This is a genomic window from Streptomyces sp. CA-142005, from assembly GCF_050942335.1.
In the GTDB taxonomy this organism is placed as follows: domain Bacteria; phylum Actinomycetota; class Actinomycetes; order Streptomycetales; family Streptomycetaceae; genus Streptomyces.
Window position 1 is genome coordinate 1112682 of record NZ_CP192078.1, and the last position, 18416, is coordinate 1131097.

At 71.9% G+C, this 18416-nt stretch carries 17 protein-coding genes; 6 read left to right on the forward strand and 11 right to left on the reverse strand.

Annotation, left to right across the window (positions count from 1 at the left end; genetic code table 11):
- Positions 1–3: 3 nt before the first annotated feature.
- Both ACQPXS_RS05485 and ACQPXS_RS05490 read right to left on the reverse strand, forming a co-directional pair.
- Positions 4–1194 (reverse strand): acyl-CoA dehydrogenase family protein, encoded by a 1191-nt coding sequence (locus ACQPXS_RS05485; protein WP_433447459.1) that lies wholly within the window; start codon positions 1192–1194, stop codon positions 4–6.
- 86 nt (positions 1195–1280) lie between these two features.
- Positions 1281–1406, reverse strand: a complete 126-nt coding sequence (locus ACQPXS_RS05490) for a hypothetical protein (protein ID WP_433447461.1) — start codon at positions 1404–1406, stop codon at positions 1281–1283.
- A 473-nt stretch (positions 1407–1879) separates the two neighbouring features.
- Here ACQPXS_RS05490 and ACQPXS_RS05495 point away from each other — a divergent pair, with 473 nt between their 5' ends.
- Entirely contained in the window at positions 1880–2266 is a 387-nt protein-coding gene (locus tag ACQPXS_RS05495) for a DUF2267 domain-containing protein (RefSeq protein WP_433447463.1), read from the forward strand.
- Positions 2267–2359: 93 nt separating this feature from the next.
- Here ACQPXS_RS05495 and ACQPXS_RS05500 read toward each other — a convergent pair whose 3' ends face one another.
- On the reverse strand, positions 2360–3016 hold the full coding sequence (locus tag ACQPXS_RS05500) for a dienelactone hydrolase family protein (RefSeq protein ID WP_351801897.1): 657 nt from the start codon (positions 3014–3016) through the stop codon (positions 2360–2362).
- A gap of 178 nt (positions 3017–3194) precedes the next feature.
- Between ACQPXS_RS05500 and ACQPXS_RS05505 the strand changes: the two genes are divergently transcribed.
- From ACQPXS_RS05505 to ACQPXS_RS05520, 4 genes are all read left to right on the forward strand, one after another.
- Positions 3195–3722 carry a hypothetical protein gene (locus ACQPXS_RS05505; RefSeq protein ID WP_433447465.1) on the forward strand — a complete coding sequence of 176 codons (528 nt, stop codon included), beginning with the start codon at positions 3195–3197 and terminating at the stop codon, positions 3720–3722.
- A 158-nt stretch (positions 3723–3880) separates the two neighbouring features.
- A complete protein-coding gene (locus tag ACQPXS_RS05510) occupies positions 3881–4342 on the forward strand; it encodes a MarR family winged helix-turn-helix transcriptional regulator (RefSeq protein ID WP_433447467.1) in 462 nt (153 codons plus the stop codon).
- 52 nt (positions 4343–4394) lie between these two features.
- Positions 4395–6116: an MFS transporter gene (locus tag ACQPXS_RS05515; protein WP_433447469.1), complete on the forward strand. Its 1722-nt coding sequence runs from the start codon at positions 4395–4397 to the stop codon at positions 6114–6116.
- Between the two features lie 232 nt (positions 6117–6348).
- On the forward strand, positions 6349–7530 hold the full coding sequence (locus tag ACQPXS_RS05520; RefSeq protein WP_433455719.1) for a hypothetical protein: 1182 nt from the start codon (positions 6349–6351) through the stop codon (positions 7528–7530).
- Between the two features lie 65 nt (positions 7531–7595).
- On the opposite strand, the gene ACQPXS_RS05525 is transcribed toward ACQPXS_RS05520, so the two are convergent.
- The 7 genes from ACQPXS_RS05525 to ACQPXS_RS05555 all read right to left on the reverse strand — a co-directional run bounded on the left by ACQPXS_RS05525 (position 7596) and on the right by ACQPXS_RS05555 (position 15866).
- Positions 7596–8660, reverse strand: coding sequence for a hypothetical protein (locus ACQPXS_RS05525; protein WP_433447471.1), 1065 nt, complete (start codon positions 8658–8660; stop codon positions 7596–7598).
- 65 nt (positions 8661–8725) lie between these two features.
- The gene (locus ACQPXS_RS05530) at positions 8726–9184 is read right to left on the reverse strand and encodes a PPOX class F420-dependent oxidoreductase (protein WP_433447473.1); all 459 of its coding nucleotides are present in this window, start codon (positions 9182–9184) and stop codon (positions 8726–8728) included.
- Positions 9185–9246: 62 nt separating this feature from the next.
- Positions 9247–10698 (reverse strand): glycoside hydrolase family 43 protein, encoded by a 1452-nt coding sequence (locus tag ACQPXS_RS05535; protein ID WP_433447475.1) that lies wholly within the window; start codon positions 10696–10698, stop codon positions 9247–9249.
- A gap of 50 nt (positions 10699–10748) precedes the next feature.
- Positions 10749–11678 (reverse strand): carbohydrate ABC transporter permease, encoded by a 930-nt coding sequence (locus ACQPXS_RS05540; RefSeq protein WP_433447477.1) that lies wholly within the window; start codon positions 11676–11678, stop codon positions 10749–10751.
- A 1-nt stretch (position 11679) separates the two neighbouring features.
- Positions 11680–12573 (reverse strand): carbohydrate ABC transporter permease, encoded by an 894-nt coding sequence (locus ACQPXS_RS05545; protein WP_351801523.1) that lies wholly within the window; start codon positions 12571–12573, stop codon positions 11680–11682.
- Positions 12574–12607: 34 nt separating this feature from the next.
- A complete protein-coding gene (locus tag ACQPXS_RS05550) occupies positions 12608–13951 on the reverse strand; it encodes an ABC transporter substrate-binding protein (protein WP_433447480.1) in 1344 nt (447 codons plus the stop codon).
- An 85-nt stretch (positions 13952–14036) separates the two neighbouring features.
- Entirely contained in the window at positions 14037–15866 is a 1830-nt protein-coding gene (locus ACQPXS_RS05555; protein ID WP_433447482.1) for a glycoside hydrolase family 2 protein, read from the reverse strand.
- Positions 15867–16016: 150 nt separating this feature from the next.
- Between ACQPXS_RS05555 and ACQPXS_RS05560 the strand changes: the two genes are divergently transcribed.
- On the forward strand, positions 16017–17030 hold the full coding sequence (locus ACQPXS_RS05560) for a LacI family DNA-binding transcriptional regulator (RefSeq protein ID WP_433447484.1): 1014 nt from the start codon (positions 16017–16019) through the stop codon (positions 17028–17030).
- 11 nt (positions 17031–17041) lie between these two features.
- Here the strand turns inward: ACQPXS_RS05560 and ACQPXS_RS05565 are convergent, their stop codons facing one another.
- Complete coding sequence (locus ACQPXS_RS05565; RefSeq protein ID WP_433447487.1) at positions 17042–18328, reverse strand: phosphodiester glycosidase family protein; 1287 nt, start codon at positions 18326–18328, stop codon at positions 17042–17044.
- Positions 18329–18416 lie beyond the last annotated feature (88 nt).

Genomic DNA, 18416 nt, shown 5'->3' on the forward strand with positions numbered 1-18416 from the left:
AGGTCAGTGCCTCGGCTGCGCGCTCTCCACGCCGAGTGCCCAGGCCCCGTAGGCCGTCCCGGTGGTTTCGAAGGAGAAGATGATGTGGGAGGCGGCGGTGTTGACGTCGCGCCAGAACCGCTGGACCGGGTCGGAGTCGAAATGGCCCGTCGTCCCGGTGCCCCGGAAGAGCCGTTCGACGGCCGACACCGACAACTCGACCGCCAGCGCGAAGTCCCGCGGTCCGCGGACCGCCGCCTCGCCCTGCTGGGTCTCCTCGGTGCCGTCGGCGACCCGGGCGGCCCGCTGGACGAGGAGTTCCGCGGCGTCCACCTCCGCGGCCGAGCGTGCCAGGTCGATCTGGACCGACGGCTTCTCGCGCACCGGGGCGCCCCGCCGGTCGACCCGCCGGAGGTTCTGCTCGGCGGCGGCCCGCACCGCGCCCCGCGCGGCACCCACCACGGGCACGGCGAGCGGCAGCGCGTTCACCTCGTTCACCGGGACCGTGTGGCAGCGGGCCGCGGAGGCCGTCGCCCGGCCCGCGTTGATGTCGAACCTCGACAGGGTCAGATAGTCGGGCACGAAGACGTCGTCCAGGACCATGGTGTCGCTGCCGGTCCCGCGCATGCCCAGTGTGAACCAGGTGTCCTTCACGGTGACGTCCGCCTGTGGCACCGCGAAGAACCGCACCTCGCCGCGCCCGTCGGGGCCCACCTCGCCGGGTACGGCGGAGCAGGCGAAGACCCAGTCGGCGAAGCGCACCCCGCTGATGTACTTCCACTCGCCGCTGAGCCGCCAGCCACCGGAGACGGGCTCGGCCTTCCCGGCCGGCATGAGGGCGCCCGCCATGAGGGCGTCCGGCCCGTCGGCCCAGATCACCGCCTGTCCCTCCGGGGGCAGGTACGCGCCGTACCGGGCCGCGTAGGCGGACAGCGAGGCGGCCCACGCGGCCGAGGCGCAGCCCTCGCCGACCAGGGTCACCGCCAAGGTCATGTCCACGAACCGGCCTTCCGTGCCGCCGAAGGCCACGGGCACGAAGTGCCGGGCGAACCCGGCCTCCCGGACCGCCTCGACCACCTCGGGCGCGAGGCGCCGGGCGGCCTCCGTCTCGTCGCTGCACCGCGCCGCGATCTGCGCCACGCGCGCAGCACCGGCGACGACCGCCGCCACGCTCGGCCTCTCGTCAAGGATCGTCGCCGTGCTGTCGCTGAGCATATGTTTCGCCACCTCCGTTGGGATGGCCGCAGTCTCTCCGGCCGAGCCCGCGACAGGCCGCACCCGAGCCGAGACCGGCCCGCCAATCACCCGACCGGCTTCGCCTCGGCCCGCCGCGCAGCGCTCGGCCGGCCGGTGCGGCGCATGCGGGGCTCGCCGGTGTGGAAGGCGGTGACGATACCGTCGCGGTCGGCGAGATCGTCTCGGCCCATGCCAGGCCACCGGCGGCCGTGGCGCGGCGGTGGGACGGGGTCCGGTGCGGCTCCAGTGCCTCCCGCAACTACGGGACGAGGCGCAGGAGCCGGTCGTTGCCGTGACGGTCGTTCCTCGGGCCGCAGCCGGGCCGTCGCGTTCGTCTCCGCCTCGGCCTCCAGGGAGTTCGGCCGAGTTGCGGGGACGTGGGTGACGATCCCCTCTGCGGACAGGGTCTCGAGTGCTCCCGGACCGGATGGCGCTCGGTCCCGGCTCTTGTGCGGCCGCCGCCCGCTGTCCGCCGGATCGGGGTGCCGGGCGCCGGATCGCCGCGTGACGATCGTGTCCCGCCTCCGCTTCCTCGCGGCCCGAGACCACCCGAAAACCTACAATGACGACATCACCCGTGTCCGTCGGCCGTCCCGGAGGCGGCCGCGCTGGACGGCAGGGGTGCAGCTCGCTGTGATGGCCTGCGACGACAGTGGAGGCCGCCGTGCAATTGGAAGAATTCCTGGACCAGGTCCGCGACCGGGGCGAGTACCGCAGCCGCGAGGAGACCGAGCACGTCTGTGAGGCGGTCCTGTGGGTGCTGGCGACCCGGATCGCCCCGGAAGAGGCCGACGAACTGGCGGCTCGGTTGCCCGCCCCGCTGGACGAGGCCCTGCATCTGGACCGTGGGCGTCCCGAGGCGTTCGACTGTGACGAGTTCCTCCGGCGGGTGTCCGTGCAGACCGGCGCCCGGCCCCGTACGGCTGAGTGGGACGCGGACGCCGTACTGTCGACGGTGGCCGACGCGGTGCCCGCCGGGCAGATCGACCACCTCCTGTCCGGGCTGCCGGCCCGCTACGCGGAGTTCTTCGGGAGGCCCGACCTGAGCTGACGGAAACCGCGCCGGCGGGGGACTTCGCGGACCGCCTCGCGCCGGTGGGTGCCGGCGCGAGCGGTCACTTGTCCTGTTGGGCGGTCTCCCTGGTCAGTCGGTCGTCCTGGTCAGTCGCTCGTCGCACCACTGCCTGGCCACCTCGGCGACCTGTTCCAGGGCTCCGGGCTCGCCGAACAAGTGGGTCGCGCCCGGAACGATGTGCAGGCTGTGCGGCACACGCAAGTACCGGGCCGCTTCCTCGTTCAGCTCCTGGACCTGCTGGTCCTGGCCGCCGACGATGAGCAGCACCGGGGCCTGTACCCGTCCGAGGGCGTCACCCGCAAGATCGGGCCGGCCGCCTCGCGAGACCACGGTCAGCACCCGGTCGGGGCGTTCGGCCGCGGCCACCAGCGCTGCGGCGGCGCCCGTGCTGGCGCCGAACAGGACGACCGGGAGGCCGCGGGTGTCGGGTTGTGTGTCCATCCAGTCGATCGCTGCGACGAGCCGTCGGCCGAGGAGCGGGATGTCGAAGCGGTGCTCGCCGGTCAGCGCGTCGTGCCGCTCCTCCCGTTCGCTCAGCAGGTCCATCAACAGCGTGCCGAACCCGGCGGTGCGCAGTTCGGCGGCCACCATCCGGTTGCGCGGACTGTGCCGGGAACTGCCGCTGCCGTGCGCGAAGAGCACCACGGCCCGCGCCGCCGTCGGGACCACGAGGTCCCCGGAGAGCGTGGCGTCGCTGGTGGGCACCAGAACCATGTCGGAGATCATCGGCATCACTTCTTCCACGCTGCCGAACCAGCGGATCGCGGACATCCTGGCGTATCACCGCGTACCCACCATATCCGCGCGAAAAGCCGCCTGCCGGGTCGGCCACCCCTCGCGGCCGTCCGGGGGTGAGGTAGCTTCGCCGCATGCGGCACGTAACGACATCGGCCCTGGTGAGGCGATGAGCGGCTGGTGGTCCTCGCTGGAGGAACAGACCCGTCGGGAGATCGACTCTGAGGTGCTGCACGACCGCCGGCTCATGGCGGTCAAAGCCGCCTGGGACGCGCTGCGTCCGCTCGGGGGCGGCCTGCGCGAGGCGGAGGAGGTTGTCCACGCCCGCTACGACGCCCTCGGCGACCGGGTGCGACGCAGGCAGCCCGATCCGCTGGACGTCTCCTCACTCGCGGCCCGCGCGGCCGCGCACCCGGGCCGGGTGGCCGCGATCGAGGCGGTCTGGGAGGGCGACACCGTCCATGACTGGTTCGTGTGCCTGGTCGCGGTCCTGGAGGAGCCGGACGGGGAAGGACATCTGGCGACCGTCCACCAGCGCGCCGTCGGCCCTCCGCCGGCCACTGCCGCCTCCGAGGCGGGACAGACCCTGGCCGACCATCTCGGGGTGCCGTTCCACTTCGCTTCGCCGGACGTCCCCGACGACGAGGCCCCGCGCCGGCGGCAGGTCCAGCGGCGAGGGGCCTCCGACGTGCCGTAACCGCACGGGCGGGACTCGCCCCGGGCCGGTCTTGCACAGCAGCACCATGACCCCCGCCAGGCTCATCCAGCCCCGTCGAGCTCCCGAAGTGCCGGAACCGATGTGCGCGCCGCCGGAACCCACTTGATGTGTAGTACACGTATCTGCATAATGAGCTTATGCATAAGCAGGTTATGGACCCTGTCGGCCCGGTGGACGCATCGGCCGAGCGCCTGATGCTCGCCGTGGAGGACATCGTCCGGTACGTGCGCCGGAGCGCCACGGCCGGCGGCCTGAGCACCGTGGCCTCGTCAGCGCTCGGCCGGCTGGGGCGCGAAGGACCCCAGCGGCTGACCGAACTGGCCCGCGCCGAGAACGCCTCCCAGCCCAACATGACCCAGCTCGTCACCCGCCTGGAACGCGCGGGGCTGGTGCGCCGCACCGCCGACCGCACCGACGGCCGTGGGGTGCTGGTGGAGGCGACCGACACCGGCCTGGAGGTGTTCCGGCGACGGCGGGCCGAGCGCGCCGATGCCCTGGGGGAGCTCATGGAGGAGCTGACCGGGCCGGAGCGGCACGCCGTGGCGATCGCGCTCCCCGCGCTGGCCCGCGTGATCCAGGACCGCCAGGCGCGTTCCTGAACCTGCCCGTCCCCTCGCAAGCTCCCCGGAGAGAACTGGAGATGAAGCGTTCATGAGCGCACCGCACGGAAGGACCGCCAGCCCGTTCCGGCAACCCAGGGCCGTCTGGGCCGTGGCGTTCGCCTGCGTGATCTCGTTCATGGGCATCGGCCTGGTCGACCCGATCCTGCCCGCCCTCGCCGAGAGCCTGCACGCCTCGCCCAGCCAGGTCTCGCTCCTGTTCAGCAGCTATCTGATCGTCACCGCGGTGGCCATGCTGGTCGTCGGCTGGTTCTCCAGCCGGTTCGGCGCCAAGCGCACTCTGGTCATCGGCCTTGCCGTCATCGTGGTCTTCGCCGCGCTGGCCGGCTCCTCGGGCTCCATCAACGGCATCGTCGGCTTCCGCGCCGGCTGGGGCCTGGGCAACGCCCTGTTCATCGCCACCTCGCTCGCGGTCATCGTCGCCTCGGCCAGCGGCGGCTTCGGCGGCGCGATCATCCTCTACGAGACCGCACTCGGCCTCGGTATCGCGGTAGGGCCGCTGCTGGGCGGCGAGTTGGGCGCCATCAGCTGGCGCGGCCCGTTCTTCGGCGTCGCCGTCCTCATGGCCATAGCCCTCGTTGCCACCCTCGCCTTCGTACCGTCCCTGCCCAAGCCCGCCCGGCGCACCTCCCCCATGGCGCCGCTCAAGGCGTTGCGCCACCGTGGTCTGCTGACCATGGGCATCATGGCCCTGCTCTACAACTGGGGCTTCTTCACCATGCTCGGCTACGCCCCCTATCCGATGAAGCTGAGCGCCCACGAGCTGGGTCTGGTCTTCACCGCCTGGGGCCTGCTGGTGGCCCTGTTCAGCGTGTTCGTCGCCCCGCGTCTGCAGGCCCGCTTCGGCACCGCTCCGGTGCTCTACGCCAACCTCGTCGCTCTCGCCGTCGTGATGGCCGTCATCGCCGCCGGCGTGCAGACGCCGGCCGTGGTCATCGTCGCGGTCATCGTCAGCGGGGCCTTCATCGGCATCAACAACACCCTCACCACGCAGGCCGTCATGCTCGTCTCGCCGGTGGAGCGCCCGGTGGCCTCCTCCGCGTACGGCTTCCTGCGCTTCATCGGCGGCGGCCTGGCGCCCTACGTCGCCGGCAAGCTCGCCGACGCGACCGACCTGAGCGTGCCCTTCTACCTCGGCGCCGGCACCTTCGTCCTGGCCGTCCCCGTCCTGGCCAGCGGGCACGGCCTGCTCCGCCGGGCCGAGACGGACACCGGTGAGAGCGAACCGATGGCGCCCGCGCTGACTCCCGTCGGCGCCCCGGCCGCCACGGACACCCCGCCGGTCATCGTCGCCGTCGGCGCGCACGACCGGGCCGCCGCCATCGTGGACGCGGCGGCCCGCCTCGCACGGGACACCGGCAGCCCGCTGGAGGTCGTCCATGTCCAGCAGACGGCGGTGGTCGAGGAGCAGGCCGTCGAGACCGAGACCACCGAACAGGCCCGGGCCGCCGTGGTCGCCCACCTGGACCGCCTCGCGGGCCAGGGCGTCGCCGCCACCGGTCAGATCCTCGGCAGCGTCGGCGATCACGCGGCCGCGGGCCGTGCGCTGGCCCAGCACGCGGCACGCGTGGGCGCCCGCGCGGTCGCCGTCGGCCGCTCTCCGCGTGGCCCGCTCGCCCAGTTCGCCGACGGCAGTCTCACCACGGCGCTCACGCACAGCGCCCCCTGCACGGTCGTCCTGCTCGACGCCGGCGACAGCCACCGGCACCTGACACCGGACACCCTGGCGGAACTGCGCGACGCCGCGGCCTGAGGTCGAGAGGAAGAGTCCCGCCGTCAGAGCCGTTTCAGCCTTTCGGACGGCCTCCGGATCTCATGCCATGTCACGGGAGTGCCTTGCCGTCGGGGCACTCCCGTGACACCTACGGCGCCACTCCGCCGACCCGCCCGGGTGTTGTTGAACGGCTTGCCGTACGCGGGCCTTCCATACGGGTGTGTTCCGGATTGCGCTCGGGTTTGCGGCCGCTCATGGTCGGAGGGTGAGCATGCCACCCGCGCTGCGGTCGCCCGACAGCCCTCGTGAGACCGGCCGTGGCCGGGTGGAGGGTGCCCCGGGCGTTCTCCTGGCCCTCGCCGTCTTCGGGGCCGTCCGGCTCGCCGGGGTCGTTCTGCTGATCATGGTCGACGCGGTGGCCGGCCGCCCGTTCGGGAAGAGCCTGGTCCATGCGTGGGACTCGGTCTGGTACCTGCACATCGCCGAGCACGGCTACGGCACCCAGCTGCGCATCACCAGCACGGGCGCGGTCCAGACCGACTGGGCGTTCTTTCCGCTGTATCCGGGGCTCATCCGAGCCCTGTGCGGATTGGTCCCCCTGACCGCCGGGCAGGCCGGACTGCTGATCGCCTGGGGCTTCGCGGCGCTCGCCGTGTACGGCATCTACACGATCACCCATCATCTCTACGGGCGGACGGTCGCCACCGCCGTCGTGGCCCTGTGGGCCGTACTGCCGCAGTCGGTCGCCCTCACCCTGGCCTACACCGAACCGCTGTTCACCGCATGTGCCGCCTGGTCCCTGTACGCCGTGCTGCACCGCCGCTGGCTGACCGCGGGCTCACTGGCGCTGCTGGCGGGCCTCGCCCGGCCGAACGGTGTCGCGGTCGCCGCGGCAGTGGCCGCCGCGGCCGCGCACGAGGTCGTACGGCAGCGCGGGCGCGCCTCCCCGGGGCTCCTGGCCGGCGCGGTCCTCGGTCCATTGGGCTGGGTGGGTTATGTGCTGTGGGTGGGACGGCGGACCGGTGACCTGTGGCACGGCTACCAGCAGGTGCAGAGCGCCTGGAACTCCCGCCTGGACCTCGCGGTCGGGCCGCTGCGGTTCCTGGAGTCGATGCCGCTGCAGGGCAGTTGGGTGACCTATCCGGTGTCCGTGGCCCTCGTCGTGGCGGGCATCGTGTCGTTCTGCGTGCTGTGTCTGGAGCGCGCCCCGCTGCCGCTGGTGGTCTTCGCGGGCATGCTGCTGCTGTCGGCGGTCGCGGTGTCCGGACCCTTCTCGTCCAAGCCGCGCTTCCTCCTCCCGGCGTTCCCCCTGCTCATCCCGCCGGCCCGCGCCCTCGTGCGGGCGTGGCGCGCAAACCCGTCGGCCCGGTCCCGCCTGGTGTGCGCCGGCCTCACGGCCGTGTCCCTGCTCTACGGCACCTACCTGGCGGCCCTCGCCAGCCAGCCGCTGTGAGGGCTCACAGATCCTCACGCAGGAGGACACACATGGGCTCGTGCCGGACCGGCGCCGTCGGTCTTTCAAGGTGTCTGTAGTGTCCAGCGGTTGAGCGTCCCGGTGCCGGCGTCGTAGGTGAGCCAGGTGCCGTCGCCGAGCGGACGCACGTCGGGGCCGGCGGGCCCCTGGGGATAGGTCACCGTGCCACGTATCTCCAGGGTGTGGGCGTCGAGGATCCAGTGGCTGTTGTTCTCTTCGTCCTCCTCGGAGTCGACCGTCGAGCCGATGACGGTGCCGTCGTCGACGAAGCCGCAGAAGTAGTTCCAGGAGTGCGGGTCCTCCTCGTCGGAGGGCTCCGCCTCTCTCTCGGCGAGCACGGTGCCGTCGAGGGCGTGCAGGCGCAGGTCCGCGCCGTAGTGCTCGGCCGTCAGGAAGCCCTCGTGTCCCGCGTGGACGTCCATCAGGATGCGGTCCATGGTCTCGTTCAGATCCCAGCCGGTCAGCTCCTTGCCGTCCCAGCGTGCCCAGTGCAGCAGGATGCCGTCCTGACCCATGCCGATGCACAGGCCCATGTGAACGCCGTCCGGGTGGGAGAGGTGGTGCGATCCGGCGGCGGCGCTGTCCAGCGGCAGCGCGGCCAGCTCGCGTCCGTCGAGGGCGTCCAGCACCACCCAGCGTTCCTCCCAGTGGTCCTCCTCCGGCTGGGTCACGATGTGCGCCCACACCAGTCTGCCGTCGTCCGAGACCCGGCAGGAGCCATGCTCGAGCCCCGCGCACACCTCCTGCTCGTCCCCGGTGTGCGGGTGGCCCAGTTCCGGTCCCCAGCAGCTGTGCCGGTACTCCCACAGGGTCTCACCGCTCGTACTCACGGCCCGCACCGCGCGCTGTCCCGAGAACACGGCGAACGTGCCGTCGGGACTCACCGAGTGGACACCGCGGTCCCAACCCGTCCAGGGCAGCGGGAAGACTGCACTGGGCGCCCGCTCTCCGGCGAACACCTCGTCCAGGTCGTACACCTCCAGCTCATGGCCGTTGAGGAGGAGGGCGCGGCGCGAGTCCGTCCCGCGGCTCTCGAAGGCGAAGCCGTTGACCAGGGCGTGTCCGCCAGGCAGGCGGACCGAGCCCCGCAGGTGGGCAGTGATCGACATGGGTCCGAAGATAACGGAGCCCACTGACAGCGGGCCGGTGAGGAGCGTGACAGCGTGGGCGGGGGCTAGCCCTCGATGTCCAGGGCCGTCCCGTACAGCCGGTCCACCCGCAGCCGGATCACGACCCTGCGCTCTGCCACCTGCTGGGCGAGGAAGGCGTCCTCGTCCTCGGGCCTGGCGGCCGGCGGGAGCATCGCGAGCAGTTCCCGCCCGACCGCGTCACCGGGCACCGTGGTGATCTCGGAGACCTCGGCGGATCCCTCGGCGACGGCGAACGACCACACGTCGCCGCCCTGCACATGCAGCGCCGCCCGTGGATCGCGCCGCAGTTGCTTCGCCTTCACACGGTCGGCCGTCGTGGACAGCCGCACGACGCGGGCCTCGGGATCCCAGGCGTAGAGCATGGTGGTGAGGTGGGGGTGACCACTCCGCCCGACCGTGGCGAGCGTGCCGAACCGCTGCCTGGCGAGCAGATCGGAGAGGGCTTCGTCGGACAGGGGCCGGGGTGCGGGTCCTTGAGTCATGTGATGATCAACTCCCGTCCGCGAGGCGGTATTCCGGGTGGCCTGCCCCCAGCTGGCGCCCGTCAGTTCGTGTACACCTCCGCGCGGTCCACGCTCACGAACGCGGCCTGCGACTGGGCGTTGTGCTCGCCCGTCACGCGGATCCGCAGTGTGTGACGGCCGTACGGCAGCCGGGGACTCACGTACTGGAGGGTCTCGCCGGTGCGGATCGCCCCGTAGAAGTCGACGCGTTGCTCCGCCGCTCCGTCGACGCCGACGGCGGCGATGCCGTTGCCGGTGTCGCGGACGGACAGCAGGGCGATGCGGGTGCCGGTGAAGGTGAAGGTGGCGGTGTTGCCGGTCTGGTCGCTCCAGTGGTCGTCGCCCCAGAAGCACTGGGTGGCGCAGCCGGTGCCGGAGTTCCAGGTGCCGGTGTAGGCGACGGTTCCGGCGCCGCCGGCGCGGCCGTCGTCGTTGATCCAGTAGGTGCCGGAACCGGGGTCGCCGGAGGGCAGGTCCTGGGTCGCGCCGAGGGCAAGCGGCCGGCCCAGGCCGGGGCTGCCGTCCGCGTTCCAGGTGATCTTCTGGGCGCGCGTGGTGCGGTCGGTGTAGGTGTACGCCGACGTGGTCTTGGCGTGGTAGACGATCCAGTCCTCGGTGCCGTCGGGCGAGCGGAAGAAGGCGTGGTGGCCGGGGCCGTAGACACCGTGGTCGTCGGCGCGGGAGAAGACCGGGCCGGAGTGCTGGGTCCAGTTGGCGGGCACCAGCGGGTCGGCGCCGTTCGGCAGGGACATCATCCAGAGCTGGTAGTCGGGCTTGCCGGTGTCGCAGGTCGAATACGTCATCCAGGTACGGCCGTTGCGGTTGAGGAATTCGGGTCCCTCGCGGACCTCGGGGCAGCCGCCGGCGGCGTCGATGGCGACCGCGTCGCCGGAGACGGTGTACGGGGTGGACATCGGCGCGATGTTGAGGCCGTTGTGCTGGTAGGGGTTGATGCCGCTGTAGGCGAGGTAGAGGCGGCCGTCGTGCTGGAAGACGCTGGGGTCGATCGCGAAGTCCGAGGCGTGGTTGGGCGGTGCGAGCTTGGCCTTGAAGTGGTACGGGCCCGCGGGGTCGTCCCGGTCGGACTCCAGGACGTAGACACGGTGGTGGTCGTCGACGCCGTCGTCGGCGGTGTAGTACAGGTACCAGCGGTCACCGAAGCGGTGGAACTCCGGTGCCCAGATGTCGCGGTCGCGGGACGAGTCGGTGTCGGTCCAGACGGTGACGGGGTCGGCGGTGAGCAGGGTGCCCAGGGACGGTGAGCGCCACATGCGGATGCTGTCGCCCTGGGTGGTGGTGAGGTAGTAGGCGCCCTTCCAGTAGGTCATGTAGGGGTCGGGTCCGGGGTTGAGCGGGTTGCGGAAGGTTCCGTTGCTCGCCTTCACCGCGGGCGCGTGCGGTGGTGTGGCCGCGCTGGCCGCGGGGACGGTGGCGAGGCCCAGCAGTAAGGCCAGGAGGAGGGCGAGGAGTGGAGTGCGGGGGCCTGTGCGCATGAGCGGCTCCTTGGGTGGATGTCGTCGGGCGGAACAGGGGTCGGGCCGGCTCACTGGCCGCCGAGGCCGGTCGTCGCCACGGACTTCACGATGTGCCGCTGGAAGAACATGAAGACCACGACGAGCGGCAGCGCGGCCAGCACGGCCGAGGCCATCGACTGGGCGTACTGGATGCCGTAGGCGTCCTTCACCGAGGTGATGCCGACCGGCAGGGTCATCAGGTCCGGGTCGGACGTCGACACGAACGGCCACAGGAAGTTGTTCCACGCCCCGATGAACACGAAGATCGCCACGGCGGCGAGCATCGGCCGGGACAGCGGCAGCAGCACCGACCAGAAGATCCGCCAGTGGCCGGCGCCGTCGATACGGGCCGCCTCCTCCAGCTCGTGGGGCAGCGAGTCGAAGTGCTTCTTCAGGATGAAGACCATCACGGGTGCCACGGTCTGCGGCAGGATCACCGCCGCGTAGGTGTCGAGCAGGTGCAGGCTCAGCATCTGCTGGAACCAGGGGACGATGAGCAGTTGGGGCGGGACGACCACGGCGGCCACGGTGAGCGCGAAGAGTCCGCGGCGGCCGGCGAACAGGGTGCGGGAGAAGGCGTAACCGGCCATCGCGGAGACCAGGACCGTGATCACGGTGACGGCGGCGGCGATGAGGAAGCTGTTGAGCATCCACAGCGGCAGGTCCCCGCGTTCCCAGACGGTGCTGAAGCCGTGGAAGGTGAGGCCGTGCCGGGGCCAGAACCAGTGCACTGGATCGCTGGCGTCCTGCTCGGACTTGAAGGCCGTCAGCAGCGCCCAGGCCACGGGCAGCAGCCACACCAGCGCCATGGCCGTGAGGGCGGTCAGGGCGAGGATGCGCGTGGTCCGGCCCTCGCCCAGGGAGAGGTGTGCGGCACGGCGCCTGGCCGCCACCTCCCGGACGGCCGGCGGTACTCGGGGCGCGGGGGCGGTGCGGACGGGCAGGTCGGTGGAGGCCATGTCACTTCTCCCGGCGGCGGAGGGCGGTGTACTGGGCGGCGGAGGCGAGGACGACGAGGGCGAAGAAGATGTAGCTGATCGCCGATGCGTAGCCGAGCCGGTAGCCGGTGAAGCCGACGTCGTAGACGTACTCGACGACCGGACGCGTGCTGTTGTCCGGGCCGCCCTTCGTCAGCAGGTACACCTGGTCGAAGACCTTCAGCGAGGCCAGGATCTGCAGCACCGTGATGACGGCGGTGATCCGGCGAAGCTGGGGCAGGGTGATCGACCACAGCCGCCGCCACGCGCCGGCGCCGTCGATGGCCGCCGCCTCGTACAGGTGGTCCGGGATGGACTGCAACGCGGCGAGGTAGAGCAGGAAGTTGAAGCCGACGGTCCACCACAGCGTGGTCAGGACGATCGCCCACATGGCGACCGACTGGTCGCTGAGCCAGGCCACCTGGCCGAGGCCGAGCGCATCGAGGAGGTGGTTGTAGAGGCCCAGGTCGGGCTGGTAGAGCCAGAGCCACAGCAGGCTGACGACGCCCACGGGCAACAGATAGGGAGCGAAGAAGGCCAGCCGCCACACCCACTGTCCGGGCAGGCCCGTGTGGACGAGCAGGGCCATGCCGAGGGCGACCACGACGAGCGGCACGGTCGACAGGGCGGTGAACCACACGGTGTGGCCCAGGGCCCGCCACATCTCGGCGTCCTTCAGGGCCTCGGTGAAGTTGTCGAGGCCGATGAAGGACGGGGCGTGGGCCGACAGGGAGGTGTCGGTGAGGCTCATCCACAGTCCCTGGACCAGGGGCCAGAGCATGAAGACGGCGAACAGCACGAGGAAGGGGAGCGCGAAGAGCAGGCCGGGTGGGAGCAGTCGGCGCGCCGGCAGTGCGCCGTTGCGGGGTGAGGACATCGTTGTGCCTCCTGCGCGGATCGTTCGCAGCCGGTCAGGCCGGGCTGGGCTTGGAGAGGAAGGTGTTCAGGCGCCGCACCATGGCGCGCGCCGCGCGGTCGGGGGCGAGCCCGTCGAGGAGGGCCTGCTGGAGGACCTGGGACATGGCGTTCTGGAAGTCGGATCCGGCGCCGGCGAACCAGACCGCGGGGTCGAGCACGACGTGGCTCGCTGCCTGCGCGTAGTGGGACTGCGGCTGCAGCTTCTGGTAGGCGTTCGTACGGGTCACCGGGCGGTAGGCGGGGATGTGCCCGGCGGTGGCCCAGATCTGGCCGGCCTTGAGCAGGGCGGCGACCGCGCGGTGGGCACGGCGGCGGTGCTCGGTGTCCGGGTGCGGGTGGTGCGGCAGGACGAAGGAGTGCGAGTCGGCGTACACGGCGGGCGTGCCGAACACGGTGGGGAACGGCGCCGCTCCCACGTTCTTGTCGGCGGCCCGGAAGGTGCCGAGCTCCCATTCCCCCGACAGGATCATCGCCGTCTGCCGGTTGGCGAACGCGGCGATGGCCGCCGAGTAGTCGAGCTGCCTGGGGTTGACCCGGCCGTCGACCAGCTTGGCCATGAACGCGATGACCTCCGCCATGCGGTCCACGTCGACCTCGGCGGGTCCGCCCGCGGGGAGCCGGAAGGCGCCGCCGGTCTGCCGGTACAGGCCGTAGAACAGGCGCCAGCCTTGGGCGGTGTCGGTGACATAGCCGAAGGCGATGCCCTGCTTGCCCGAGGCCTTGGCCAGTTCCCGGCCGGCGGCGAGGAACTTGTCGGGCGAGCTGAACGCCTCCGCGTCCAGGGTGCCGTCCTTCGTCAGCAGGCCGGCCTTGGCTGCGGGTTCGGGATGGAAGAAGACGATGAACGGGTGGGTGTCCAGCGGGACCGCGTACGTCCGGCCCTCGAACTGGGTACGGGACCACACCGCGTCGGCGAAGTCCTCGCGCCGGATGCCGTACTCGGCCAGGGTGTCCAGGTCCCACGGGTCGAGCAGACCGGTGGGCGCGTATCCGGCGAGGCGGGACATGTGCGCGACCGCCACGTCCGGGCCCCGGCCGCCGGCGGAGGCCATGGCGAGCTTGGTGTAGTACGGGGTGCCCCACTCCAGGACGGTGCGCTCGATGCGCGTACCCGGCATGTCGGGTCGCGCGGCACGCACCATGTCGTTGAGCAGGCCGCCGTCGGCGCCGCTGAACAGGTCCCAGAGGCGGACGGTGGACTCGTCGGCGGCGAGCGCGGATCCGCAGCCGGAGAGCGCGCCGGCGCCGAGGACCGCGGCTGTGGAGGCGAGGGCCGCGGTCAGGGCGCGGCGCCTGGTCAGGCCGGGAGGCCGGACGGGTGCGGGTATGCCGGTCATATGGCTCCTTTCCCCATGGATATACATCGATGTAAATCGCGGGCAGGATGTGCTGCTCGCGCTCAGGCAGAGCCTCGCGAACGTGCTACGGCGTCCCCGCTTCGTAGGCCGCCGGGCGCTGCTGGGCGTCCCTCAGCCGGGCGGTGTCGACCTTCTCGGAGCGGTCGAAGCGGTAGACGCCGTTGCGCTCCTGGAAGACGTCGGTGAGCTGGGTGTAGCAGTAGCCGAACATGTCCGGGTCGTCGAGCAGGACGCCCGTGAGGCCGGTGAAGCGGTCGATGAACTCCTCGGCGGTGCCCGGCCGTTCGCCGTAGCCCCAGGAGGTGCCGGGCTCGTTCCCGGCCGCCTCGGCGGCCGCCTTCGGGTCCCACCAGACGCCACCGAACTCGCTGCAGAAATAGGGCTGTCCGCGGTAGGGCACCGACCACGGCCGCCCGTCCGGCGCCGCGTTGACGTACGGCCGGCCCTCGGCCAGCCCGTCCATGGCCTTGGCGAAGACCGCCGGGTCCTGCTCGTAGCAGTGGGAGTCGTACACGTCGGTCTCCGCGACCCGGTGGGCGTAGCCGGAGGCGTCGATCACGGGCCGGGTCGGGTCGGCCTGCTTGGTGGCCAGGAACATCGCGCGGGTGACGTCGTCGAGCTGGGTGATGCGGTCGTGCAGCGGCTGGTACGTCTCGTTCAGCGGGCACCAGCCGACGATCGAGGGATGGGAGTGGTCGCGCTCCAGGGCCTCCAGCCACTGGGCCACGTACGACGCGTCGGGTCGCTGGTTGTCGTCGCGGACGCCCACCTCGCAGCCCCAGTCGCCGAACTCGCCCCACACCAGGTAGCCGAGCCGGTCGGCGTGGTACAGGTAGCGCTCCTCGAAGACCTTCTGGTGCAGTCGGGCGCCGTTGAAGCCGGCGGCGAGGCCCAGTTCGATGTCGCGGACCAGGTCGGCGTCGCTCGGTGCGGTCATCAGGCCGTCGGGGTAGTAGCCCTGGTCGAGCACGAGGCGCTGGAAGACGGGCTCTCCGTTGAGCAGCAGCCGCTTGCCGTCGACGGCGACCGAGCGCAGGCCGGCGTAGGAGCGCGCGGCGTCGGCGACCGTGCCGTCGGCGTCGAGGAGTTCCAGGGTCAGGTCGTACAGATGCGGGTCCTGCGGGGACCAGGGGCGCACCCGGTCGGCGGGCAGGGGCAGGACGAGCCGGGGGCACAGGTCGAGGTCCGCGCGGGTCTCGGCGGCGGTGATGTCACCCTGGCCGTCGGCGAGCGTGGCCCGGAGCCGGTGGCCGGGCCGGTTGGCGGTCAACGGGAGTTCCAGCAGGAAGGAGCCGGAGGCCAGGTCGGGGGTGATGCGGGGCCGCTTGAGGGCGACGGCGCGCGGGACCGGCTCCAGCCACACGGTCTGCCAGATCCCCGTCGTCCGGGTGTAGTGGCAGTGGGAGTTGGCGTACCAGGTGGACTGCTTGCCGCGTGCCTGCACGCCGTGCCGGCTGTCCCGGGCCCGTACGACGATCGTCAACTCCTGGCCGGGAACGGCGACTTCGCCGAGGTCAGCGGTGAAGGGCGTGAAGCCGCCGCGGTGCCGGGCGACCTCGCTGCCGTTGACCCAGACGGTGGTGTCGTGGTCCACGGCCCCGAAGTGCAGCAGCACCCGGGCGTCGCCCCAGGCGGCGGGCACGGTCACCGTCCGCCGGTACCAGACGGCCTCCAGGAAGTCCGTCTCCCCGATCCCGGACAGCGCCGACTCGGGACAGAAGGGGACCAGGATCGTGCCGGCGAGTTCACGCGCCGCCAGGCCGCGCTCCAGGCCGGTGTCCGACCGGTCGATCTCGAACTGCCACTCGCCGTTGAGATTGAGCCAGGCCTCGCGGACGAACTGCGGCCTGGGGTATTCGGGACGGGGCGTGTCCGGGGCGTGCGGGACGGGCATGGGGCTCCTTGCATCGAGGGTGCGGGTCGGTGCGCGACACATGGCACCATGGGTTTACATCGATGTAAAGATGTCGGGAGAGAAGACCGGGCCCGAAACCCCCGTGCGTGACGGTCGGTACGATCACGGCAAGCGGAAGGACGGAGCAGCGTGGCGGCCAGACCGAGGATCAAGGACGTGGCGGAGTACGCCGGCGTCTCCCCCAAGACCGTCTCCAACGTGATCAACAACTTCGAGCACGTGTCGGAGCGGACCCGCGCCGCCGTCCAGGAGGCCATCGACGCCCTCGGCTACCGCGTCAACATCGCCGGGCGGCAGCTGCGCCAGGGCCGTACCGGCGTGATCACCCTGGCGGTCCCGGAACTCGACGTCGCCTACTTCTCCGAGCTGGCCAAACACGTCATGGCGGAGGCCGACCGGCACGGCCGTACGGTGCTGCTCCACCAGACCGGCGCCGTGCGCGAACGCGAGCTCGCGGCACTGCACGGCTTCGACGCGCAGTTCTCCGACGGCGTCATCCTCAGCCCGCTCTCCCTGCTCCCCCGCGACCTGGTCACCCGGGACCGGCGCCTGCCCGTCGTCCTGCTGGGCGAGCGCTCGGCCAAGGGCAGCACCGACCATGTCGGCATCGACAACGTGCTGGCGGCCCGCGAGGCCGCCGAGCACCTGCTGGCCCGCGGGCGCCGCCGGATCGCCGTCATCGGCGGCGCGCTGCGCGGCCGCCAGGGCACCGACCGGCTGCGGACCGACGGCTACCGCGAGGCCCTGAAGGCGGCGGGGGTGCCCTTCGACGCCGATCTCGTGGTGCCGGTGGAGGCCTTCCACTGGCAGGACGGGCTGCGCGCCGCCACCGCGCTGATGGCTCGGGAGGCCCGGCCTGACGCGCTGCTGTGCCTGAACGACCATCTCGCCCTCGGCGCGCTGCGCGCCCTGCACGAGCAGGGCCGCTCGGTGCCGGGAGACCTCGACGTGATCGGCTTCGACGACATCGAGGCCTCCCGGTTCAGCGTGCCCAGCCTGACCACCGTCGCCCCCGACAAGCGGGAGATCGCCCGGGTCGCCGTAGCACTGCTGCTGGAGCGGATCGACGACCCGGACGCCACTGCCGTGCACGACCATGTGGCCGGGCACCGGATCATCGTGCGGGAGAGCACGGGCGGCTGAGCGGAGGGATCTCAGCCCTCGGTGGGACGGTACGGGCCGGGTACGAAGACCAGGGCGTCGCCCACGGACCGCTCGGTGGAGCCGCTGGGGTGGTTCACCAGCGTCCCCTCGACCGACATGGTGGTCGAACCGCCGCCGTCCAGGTTGACCGCGTCGGTCAGGCCGAGGGCGTCGGCGACCGCCGCCGTCTCGTCCATCGTGGTGCCGACACTGGTCGTCATGCGGCCGTCGACGGTCGCCAGGACGACCTTGCCCTCGCGGGTCGTACCGGCGATCGTGCGCGGGTTGCGGTCGAAGAAGCTGCCCGTGCCGGCCGGCACCACGATCCGCCCGAGCGCGGTGAGGCGATAGCGGCCGTTCACGCCGAACAGTCCGGGCCGGACGGGGACTTGCCGGCCCTGCTCGTCCGTGAGCACCGAGTCGGTGCGCAGGCAGCCCCCGTCGGCGGTGTGCAGCAGGGCCGCCGCGTCGGCGCCCGTGGCCTGTACCGAGGTCTGGCCGGTGGTCAGGTGGGTGCCGCGCTCCGTCTGCGTGCGCACGACGCAGCCGTTGCGGTCGAGGACCACCTCGACGCCGGCGCCGGCGGGCGTGGTGTCGGCGAACTCGGGGGTGAAGCGCACGACGTCGCCGGGCACGGCGCACTGGGTCGGATCGGTCAGGTCGGCGCAGCCCGCCGGTACGACGGGCGGGTGGTTCACGTACTTCAGCGGCAGCGTCGCGCCGGTCCGCCGGTTGTGCAGGCTGCCCGACCAGCTGAGCCGGCCCATCAGGGCGCGGTTGTCGTGGGCGTCCACGACGAAGTCGGCCTCCGCGGGATCGCCGGTGGGCTCGCTGAGGAGGCGGCCGTCGTAGAGGCCGAGCCCCACCGGGTCGCCGGGGTACTGGGCGCTGGCGGTGAAGGTGAAGAAGGAGGCGTTGACGCCGGCCAGGGCCTGCGAGGAGCGCACCAGGTCGGTCGTCTTCTCGGTGTGGGCCAGGTCGGGGCCGTACGTCGCCTCCAACTGCCCGCGCGCCCTGCGCGGGTCGATGGTCAGGACCTCGACCACCCAGGGGCCGCGTGTCGTGGTGTTGATCTGGTCGGCCGGGGCGGGTTCGGTCCCGCGGACGATACGGGTGAGGGTCACACCGTCGGCCAGGGTCTGTGTCGTACGGGTCTCCGCGAGGCCGGGCTCGCCGAGCGGGAGCGTCGCCTCGGCGGCGGTCGCCCGGCCGGCGGGCGGCGCGAGCAGCAGGAGCAGGGCGGCCGCGGTGAGCGTCGCGGCACGGGTCATGCCGGGTCTGTACGAGGTGAATGCCATGCACGTGAGGGTGCTGGTCGATGCGGACGTTTACCCGTGCGGCGGTTGATGCCCCGGTCCCGGTTCGGTTAACTGCCGGTAACGTGGA

Coding starts and splice junctions, on each gene's coding strand:
- ACQPXS_RS05520 (WP_433455719.1), top strand. CDS start 6,349: ATGCCACCCGCGCTGCGGTCGCCCGACAGCCCTCGTGAGACCGGCCGT.
- ACQPXS_RS05505 (WP_433447465.1), top strand. CDS start 3,195: ATGAGCGGCTGGTGGTCCTCGCTGGAGGAACAGACCCGTCGGGAGATC.
- ACQPXS_RS05490 (WP_433447461.1), bottom strand. CDS start 1,406: ATGGGCCGAGACGATCTCGCCGACCGCGACGGTATCGTCACCGCCTTC.
- ACQPXS_RS05540 (WP_433447477.1), bottom strand. CDS start 11,678: ATGGCCTCCACCGACCTGCCCGTCCGCACCGCCCCCGCGCCCCGAGTA.
- ACQPXS_RS05550 (WP_433447480.1), bottom strand. CDS start 13,951: ATGACCGGCATACCCGCACCCGTCCGGCCTCCCGGCCTGACCAGGCGC.
- ACQPXS_RS05535 (WP_433447475.1), bottom strand. CDS start 10,698: ATGCGCACAGGCCCCCGCACTCCACTCCTCGCCCTCCTCCTGGCCTTA.
- ACQPXS_RS05500 (WP_351801897.1), bottom strand. CDS start 3,016: ATGATCTCCGACATGGTTCTGGTGCCCACCAGCGACGCCACGCTCTCC.
- ACQPXS_RS05485 (WP_433447459.1), bottom strand. CDS start 1,194: ATGCTCAGCGACAGCACGGCGACGATCCTTGACGAGAGGCCGAGCGTG.
- ACQPXS_RS05565 (WP_433447487.1), bottom strand. CDS start 18,328: ATGGCATTCACCTCGTACAGACCCGGCATGACCCGTGCCGCGACGCTC.
- ACQPXS_RS05530 (WP_433447473.1), bottom strand. CDS start 9,184: ATGACTCAAGGACCCGCACCCCGGCCCCTGTCCGACGAAGCCCTCTCC.
- ACQPXS_RS05515 (WP_433447469.1), top strand. CDS start 4,395: ATGAGCGCACCGCACGGAAGGACCGCCAGCCCGTTCCGGCAACCCAGG.
- ACQPXS_RS05510 (WP_433447467.1), top strand. CDS start 3,881: ATGCATAAGCAGGTTATGGACCCTGTCGGCCCGGTGGACGCATCGGCC.
- ACQPXS_RS05555 (WP_433447482.1), bottom strand. CDS start 15,866: ATGCCCGTCCCGCACGCCCCGGACACGCCCCGTCCCGAATACCCCAGG.
- ACQPXS_RS05525 (WP_433447471.1), bottom strand. CDS start 8,660: ATGTCGATCACTGCCCACCTGCGGGGCTCGGTCCGCCTGCCTGGCGGA.
- ACQPXS_RS05545 (WP_351801523.1), bottom strand. CDS start 12,573: ATGTCCTCACCCCGCAACGGCGCACTGCCGGCGCGCCGACTGCTCCCA.